A 6,645-nucleotide genomic window follows, 5' to 3' on the forward strand; every position below is an offset into this window, starting at 1 on the left:
GCGAACCTCTGGAAACGCTGTCTCGCCGCCTCCCACTCATATGCAGATCCGAACGCCCACACGGGCCGACCCGTGTGGCGTTCTTCATTTCGAACCATACCCTACAGCGACCGCTATCGCCACCCTCCCGCGAAAAGGCCGTAAACCCGCGCAGACTCCCGATTAAGCCGGATTAAATCCGGCTAAAACGGAAGCGAGTCGGGTTCAGCAACGTTCTGAATTATGTGTATGTCGCGTTTCGGTGAGGATGCAATGCGCATCAAATCGCTCACAGTCTTCGTCGCAGTCCTCCTCGTGGCCGCCGCCGTCCCGGCGGCGAGTGCCGCGACGACGTTGGACGTGACGGTCGAACAGGACGGCGCGACGGGTGACGTGCTCGTCGCCGTGACAGAGAACGGGACCGCGGTCGAGAACGCGACGGTGACCGTGGACGGCGACGCCGGGTACGCGGACGAACGGACGTACCGAACGGACGCCAACGGCACCGTATCGCTCGCGCAACCCGAGGACACGCAGAACGTCACCGTCGTCGCGACGGACGGAAACCGGACCGCCGAGACGACAGTCCTGATCGAGGGTGACGAGGACCTGTCGGTCGACGTGACGCAGGCATCCGACGGGAGCGTGGCCGTGGGCGTCGAACGGAACGGCTCCGCCGTGCCGAACGCGACGGTGGAAGTCAGCGTCGCGAACGACAGTTACGCGGCGGTCGGTAACTACACCACCGACGAGAACGGCACGGTCGGACTCGCCGCACCCGACGAGAACGTCACCGCGACGGTGACCGTCGCCGAGGGTGACGACGAGACGACCCGGACGGTGACGCTCGTCGCGCCCGAGGCCGACCTCGGTCTCGACGTCGAACAGACGACGGGCGTCGAGGTCAGCGTCGAACGCGGCGACGAGGCCGTCGAGAACGCGACGGTGAACGTGACGAGCGACGGCGACTACGACGGGACGGGCACGTACGAGACGGACGCGGACGGCACCGTCTCGCTGCCCGCACCGACGGAGAACGTCTCCGTCACGGTGACCGCGACGGCCGACGGCGACACCGTCTCCGAGACGGTCGGCCTGACGACCGAGTTCGTCGAAGCGGAGAAGAACTTCGGGAGCGCGGTGAAGCGATTCGTCGACGCACTCCGCGCCGCCGGGTTCAACGGCCCGCCGGGGCGCATCATCTCCGACTTCGTGACGGAGAACAACCCCGGGAACGCGGACGACGCCCCCGGCCGGTCGGGTGACGCACCCGGTCAGTCGGGCGACGCCCCCGGTCAGTCGGGCGACGCACCGGGGCAGGCGAAGCAGAACGCCGACGCGGACGACGAGGCAGCCCAGAGCGAGGACGGAGAGCAGGGTCCGCCCGAACACGCCAAGGAGAAGAAGAACGAGAAGCGGGCGCAGAAGGACGCGGACGACGACGGCCGAGACTGAGGAAGACGACGCGGAGGAGGCAGAGTCCGAAGACGCCGCTGACGACGAGAGCGGTGACGACTCCGACGACGACGCTGATTCCGACGACGCCGACGAGTCTGACGACTCCGACGACGACGGGCAGGGACCGCCGGACCACGCGAAGGGTAACGGCAACGGTAAGAACTAGTCGGCCGACGCAGTTCGGGTCGAGAGATTCGGCGACGAGCGTCCGTCGCCGTCGCGGATGCGCGAACGACGCTCAGAGTTGGTCTCCGCGGCGCTCTTTTTCGAGGCGTGCTCGAAGGTCCGAGAGCGGTAGCCCCGCCCGGGCGGCGACGTGGTCAGGGTCGGCGTCGAACCGCCGCGTCGCCCGAACCGCGCCGGCGGCGACGAGTTCGGTGCGCGCGTCCGGCGGCGACCACGTCGGTTCGGGAGGGACGGACTCCAACGCCGAGACGGCGGCGGTGCAGACCAGCGCCGCCGCGAGGGGGTCCGACGCCGCGTCGGCGTCCTCGCGGGCGCGTACGATGGCTCCGGCCAGCGCGAAGTAGCGTCGGGAGTCCGTCTCGTCCAGGAGCGCGCGTTCGAGAGCGCTGTCGACGACGGCGGCGAGTGCGTCCGCGTCGCCGTCCGCGCCGACACCGTCCGCAGTGGCGTCCGTGTCGCGAGTCACGCGTCGTCGTCGACGGGCGAGGAGAGGTCGGTTTCGACGACGGTGCCGTCGGGGCTGAGCGTGACGCGGCCGAGCGTCACCGTCTCGCCCGCCGGCGTGTCGGCGGCGACGGCTTCGAGCACCCGCCGTCGGTCGAGTCGGTCCCAGACGACCCGTTCGACGAGTCGCTGGAACTCGTCGGGGTCGGTCCACCCCGAGTCGATGTTCGAGGGGACGTGGACGACGAACTGGAGGTCGGCGTCCGTGACGTGGATGCCGACGCCGAAGGTGTCGGCAGCGTCGATGTCCGCACCGGCGTCGCTGTCGGTCATACCCGCATCTCGGGCGCGGCGGGACAAATACCCGGTGGTGCGCGCGTCGCGGACCCCGTGCGAACTGGCAGCACGCCCCTGAGAGGCGGCAGATAGGACGCCTTTTGGCGAACGAGTAACTCCGAGAATTCAATGAGCTACAAGATCGGACTCGTCGGCAAGCCCTCTGTCGGCAAGTCCTCCTTCTTCAACGCGGCGACGATGAACGACGTGCCCGAGGGGGCGTACCCGTTCACCACTATCGACCCCTCCGTCGGCGAGGCGTACGTCCGCGTCGACTGCGCGGCCCCCGAGTTCGACGAGACGTGCACGCCCTCCGTCGGGTTCTGCGACCACGGCACGCGGTTCGTCCCGGTGAAACTCGTCGACGTGGCGGGTCTCATCCCCGGGGCGCACGAGGGGAAGGGCCTCGGCAACCAGTTCCTGACCGACCTGAACGAGGCGGACGTCCTCGTGCACGTCGTGGACTTCTCCGGCGAGACGGACATCGAGGGCGAGAAGACGGAGGGGCACGACCCGCGCGACGACATCGACTTCCTCGAGGACGAACTCGACATGTGGTATCTCGACGTGCTGGAGAAGGGGTTAGAGCGCTACCGGTCGGGCTACCACGGCGAGGAGAAGAACGTCGAGGAGGACCTCGCGGAGCAGATGTCGGCGTCAAGACGAACAAAGACGAGATAAAACAGGTCGTGCTGAGCCTCGGACGCTCGCTGGACCCCGACGAGTGGGACGACGAGGACAAGGAGGCCATCGCCCGGGAGATTCGCAAGCGGACGAAACCGATGCTCATCGCGGCGAACAAGATGGACAAGCCCGCCGCACAGGAGAACTTCGAGGAGATAACGTCGGACCCCGACTACGACCACCTGACGTTCGTCCCCGCGAGCGCGCACGCGGAGAAGGCGCTGAAGAAGGCCGAAGCCGGCGGCGTCGTCGACTACGAACCCGGCGCGGACGACTTCGACATCGTCGGCGACGTGAGCGAGGACCAGGAGGAGGGACTCGAACAGATTCGGGAGTTCCTCGACGCGTACGGCGGCGCGGGCGTCCAGCGGTCGCTGGAGGCGGCCCTGTTCGACGTGATGGGCGCGATAGCCATCTTCCCGGGGAGCGCCAACGGGAGGTCCGACACGCAGGGCGTGTTCCGGGACTGCTTCATCCTCCCGGAGGGGTCGACGACGGAGGACTTCGCCTACCACCTGCACTCGGACATCGGCGACGGACTCCTGCACGGCATCGACTGCCGGTCGGAGCGACAGGTCGGCTCCGACCACGAACTCGACCACCGCGACGTGTTGGAAATCGTGACCACTGGCTGAGGCCGAAAAGTCGCATGAGCTATCAAGGGGGAGCCGTTACGAAGGGTACGATGCGGGAGGAACACTCCGCGCTCGACGCCACCGTTTCGGGGGAAATCGGTGGTCTCGGGGGCGACGTGACGTTGGACGACCTCTTCGGGGACGACTGGATGGCGGCGCACACGGACAGCGAGTCCATCGCGGGGTTCATCGAGTCGTGCAGCCACGAGGTCGAAGGTCAGGAATCGTTCGAGAGCATCCCGGAACGCGAGTGGGACGACCACGTCGCGGCCCACTCGGAGTTCGACGACTGGCGGTCGATGCTCTCTGCGGCCGTCGAGTCGTACGTCGGCGTCGCGCAGACGCCGACGCCCGAGGGAGGCGCAGAGGGACCGTCGGCGGAAGCCAGCGAGTAGGTCGTCAGTCCGTCCGCCCGCCGCCGTGCCCGTGCCCGCGGCCGCGGAGGTGCGCGAACACGGCGGCGACCAGTTTGTTCTCCGCGCGCCGCAGGTGTTCTTCGGCCGTCCGTCGACTGACTCCGAGACGGTCGGCCAGTTCGGCCGTCGTCGTCCGGCGCGGTATCTCGTAGTAGCCGTCCTCGACGGCGAGTCGGAGGGCGTCGTACTGTCGCGGACTGAGGTCCGGAAGTGCCATCGCCGGCGAGAGCGGCGCGCCTCCGACACCACGTTCACGTGCCGTTTCGAGAGCACGTCCACCGTCGTCCCGTCGTCGACGAGTTCGCGGTAGAGGTCGGTCAGCGACGCGGAGTCGAGGGCGAGGACGCGACAGACTTTCGCGCCGCCCTCGTAGCGGAGGGGCGGGAGGAGGAGACAGTCGTTGCGGACGAGGTACGTCTCGATGGCGTCCGTCTCGCGCCGTCGGAGGCAGTCGTCGGTGATGAGGAGCACCTCCGCCGAGCGGTCGAGTCGTTCGCGGACGCCGACGAGGCGTTCGACGCGTTCGACCACCGACTCGGCGTCCGGCCCGCGGACGTGCAACAGGTCGCAGTGGTCGTTGCACCACAGTTCGACGGACGCCTCCGTCGCGGCCGTCGCCACCGAGTACCCCCCCGTCGCCCGAAATCTCGAACGTCGCCTCGTACACACCGACACGTGCGCGCCGGGAGTATATAAACTACCCTCCGAACGGAGGTCTATTCGGTATGTGTGCGGCGCGTCAACGACCGGTATGGACGACGCAGACGGCGCGGACGGCGGACGACACGCGTCGGTGACCCCTCGGCGGAGTGGCGGCGGTATCAGGGGTCACGACGGGCACGGACATCGAGTGCCGGGGGTGGCGACAGGAGGCGGTCCTCCGGATGCTCAACAACAACCTCGACCCCGAGGTGGCCGAACGGCCCGAGGACCTCGTGGTGTACGGCGGCACCGGCCGCGCCGCCCGGTCGTGGGACGCCTACGACGCCATCCTCGCGGAACTCCGGGAGTTGGCCGACGACGAGACCCTCCTGGTCCAGTCGGGCAAGCCGGTGGGCGTGTTCCGAACGCACGAACGCGCCCCGCGGGTGCTCATCGCCAACTCGAACCTCGTCGGCAAGTGGGACGACTGGGAGCACTTCCACGAACTGGAGGCCGAGGGGAAGACGATGTACGGCCAGATGACCGCCGGGTCGTGGGCGTACATCGGGACGCAGGGCATCCTGCAGGGGACGTACGAGACGCTGGCGGAACTCAGTCGCCAGCACTTCCCGGACGAGGAGGGCCTGCGCGGGCGAACGGTCGTCACCGGCGGACTCGGCGGGATGGGCGGCGCGCAACCCCTCGCGGTGACGATGAACGGCGGCGTCTGCATCGCCGCCGAGGTGGACGAGGACAGGATCGACCGGCGCATCGAGACGGGGTACTGCATGGAGAAGACCGACTCGGTGGCCGAGGCCGTCGAACGCGCCGAGGCGGCCGCGGCGGCGGGCGAGTCCTACAGCGTCGGCGCCACGGCAACGCCGCGGACGTGCTGGAGGAGTTGCTCGAACGGGGGTTCGTCCCCGACGCGGTGACCGACCAGACCAGCGCGCACGACGAACTCGAGGGCTACTACCCGAGCGGATACACCGTCGAAGCGGCCGACGAACTCCGCGAACGCGACCCCGACCGCTACGTCGAGGAGAGCGTCGACACGATGGAGCGACACGTGGACGCCATCCTGGAGATGCAGGACCGCGGGGCCGTCGCGTTCGAGTACGGCAACAACATCCGCGGGCAGGTGCAGTCGTACACCGGCCGCGACGACGCCTTCGACTTCCCCGGGTTCGTCCCGGCGTACATCCGACCGCTGTTCTGCCGCGGGAAGGGTCCCTTCCGGTGGGTCGCCCTCTCGGGGGACCCCGAGGACATCCGCCGGACCGACGACGCCGTCCTCGACCTGTTCCCCGACGACGACCGACTCGCCCGGTGGATTCGACTGGCCCGCGAGGAGGTGCAGTTCCAGGGCCTCCCCGCCCGCGTCTGTTGGCTCGGGTCCCGCACCGACGACGAGGGAGTGAGCGAACGCGCACGATTCGCCCTGAAGATAAACGAACTCGTCGCCGACGGCGAGATTTCGGCGCCGATAGTCGTCACCCGCGACCACCTCGACGCCGGGAGCGTCGCCAGCCCGAACCGCGAGACTGAGGCGATGCGCGACGGCACCGACGCCGTCGCGGACTGGCCCATCCTGAACGCGTTGGTGAACTGCGCGGCGGGCGCGGACGTCGTCAGCGTCCACGACGGCGGCGGCGTGGGCATCGGCAACGCCCTGCACGCGAACAACCACGTCGTCCTCGACGGCTCCGACCTGGCGGCCGAGAAGGCGCGCGCGGTGTTCACCACCGACCCCGGGATGGGCGTCGTGCGCCACGCCGATGCGGGCTACGAGGAGGCACTCGACGAGGCGGCACGCTCTGGCGTCCGCGTTCCGATGCCGCCGGACGACACCGGCCCGGCGGCGC

Annotated in this window: 4 protein-coding genes and 3 pseudogenes; 4 read left to right on the forward strand and 3 right to left on the reverse strand. The window is 68.8% G+C overall.

The genetic code is table 11. The features are described 5' to 3' along the window. Positions 1–252: 252 nt before the first annotated feature. Positions 253–1,434, forward strand: a complete 1,182-nt coding sequence (locus GJ632_RS17875) for a hypothetical protein (RefSeq protein WP_197428071.1) — start codon at positions 253–255, stop codon at positions 1,432–1,434. 241 nt (positions 1,435–1,675) lie between these two features. On the opposite strand, the gene GJ632_RS17880 is transcribed toward GJ632_RS17875, so the two are convergent. Together GJ632_RS17880 and GJ632_RS17885 are read right to left on the reverse strand one after the other, a co-directional pair. Beyond that, complete coding sequence (locus GJ632_RS17880; RefSeq protein WP_231751659.1) at positions 1,676–2,089, reverse strand: hypothetical protein; 414 nt, start codon at positions 2,087–2,089, stop codon at positions 1,676–1,678. Continuing rightward, positions 2,086–2,400, reverse strand: a complete 315-nt coding sequence (locus GJ632_RS17885; RefSeq protein ID WP_191453658.1) for a hypothetical protein — start codon at positions 2,398–2,400, stop codon at positions 2,086–2,088. Before GJ632_RS17885 ends, GJ632_RS17880 begins: the two co-directional genes overlap by 4 nt. A 132-nt stretch (positions 2,401–2,532) precedes the next feature. On the opposite strand from GJ632_RS17885, the pseudogene GJ632_RS17890 reads away from it, so the two are divergent. Both GJ632_RS17890 and GJ632_RS17895 read left to right on the forward strand, forming a co-directional pair. Further along, positions 2,533–3,722 (forward strand): annotated as a pseudogene (locus tag GJ632_RS17890) (redox-regulated ATPase YchF). Positions 3,723–3,772: 50 nt separating this feature from the next. Further along, entirely contained in the window at positions 3,773–4,117 is a 345-nt protein-coding gene (locus GJ632_RS17895) for a hypothetical protein (protein WP_191453659.1), read from the forward strand. Between the two features lie 4 nt (positions 4,118–4,121). On the opposite strand, the pseudogene GJ632_RS17900 reads toward GJ632_RS17895, so the two are convergent. Then, positions 4,122–4,805 (reverse strand): annotated as a pseudogene (locus GJ632_RS17900) (helix-turn-helix domain-containing protein). Between the two features lie 62 nt (positions 4,806–4,867). On the opposite strand from GJ632_RS17900, the pseudogene hutU reads away from it, so the two are divergent. Further along, positions 4,868–6,645 (forward strand): annotated as a pseudogene (gene hutU / locus GJ632_RS17905) (urocanate hydratase); the annotation flags it as partial.

It is taken from the genome of Halogeometricum sp. CBA1124 (assembly GCF_009741955.1).
In the GTDB taxonomy this organism is placed as follows: Archaea; Halobacteriota; Halobacteria; order Halobacteriales; family Haloferacaceae; genus Halogeometricum; species Halogeometricum rufum.

What these genes read in the sequence shown, in the direction of transcription:
- GJ632_RS17875 (WP_197428071.1), top strand. Translation starts at nt 253, where the DNA reads ATGCGCATCAAATCGCTCACAGTCTTCGTCGCAGTCCTCCTCGTGGCC.
- GJ632_RS17885 (WP_191453658.1), bottom strand. Translation starts at nt 2,400, where the DNA reads ATGACCGACAGCGACGCCGGTGCGGACATCGACGCTGCCGACACCTTC.
- GJ632_RS17895 (WP_191453659.1), top strand. Translation starts at nt 3,773, where the DNA reads ATGCGGGAGGAACACTCCGCGCTCGACGCCACCGTTTCGGGGGAAATC.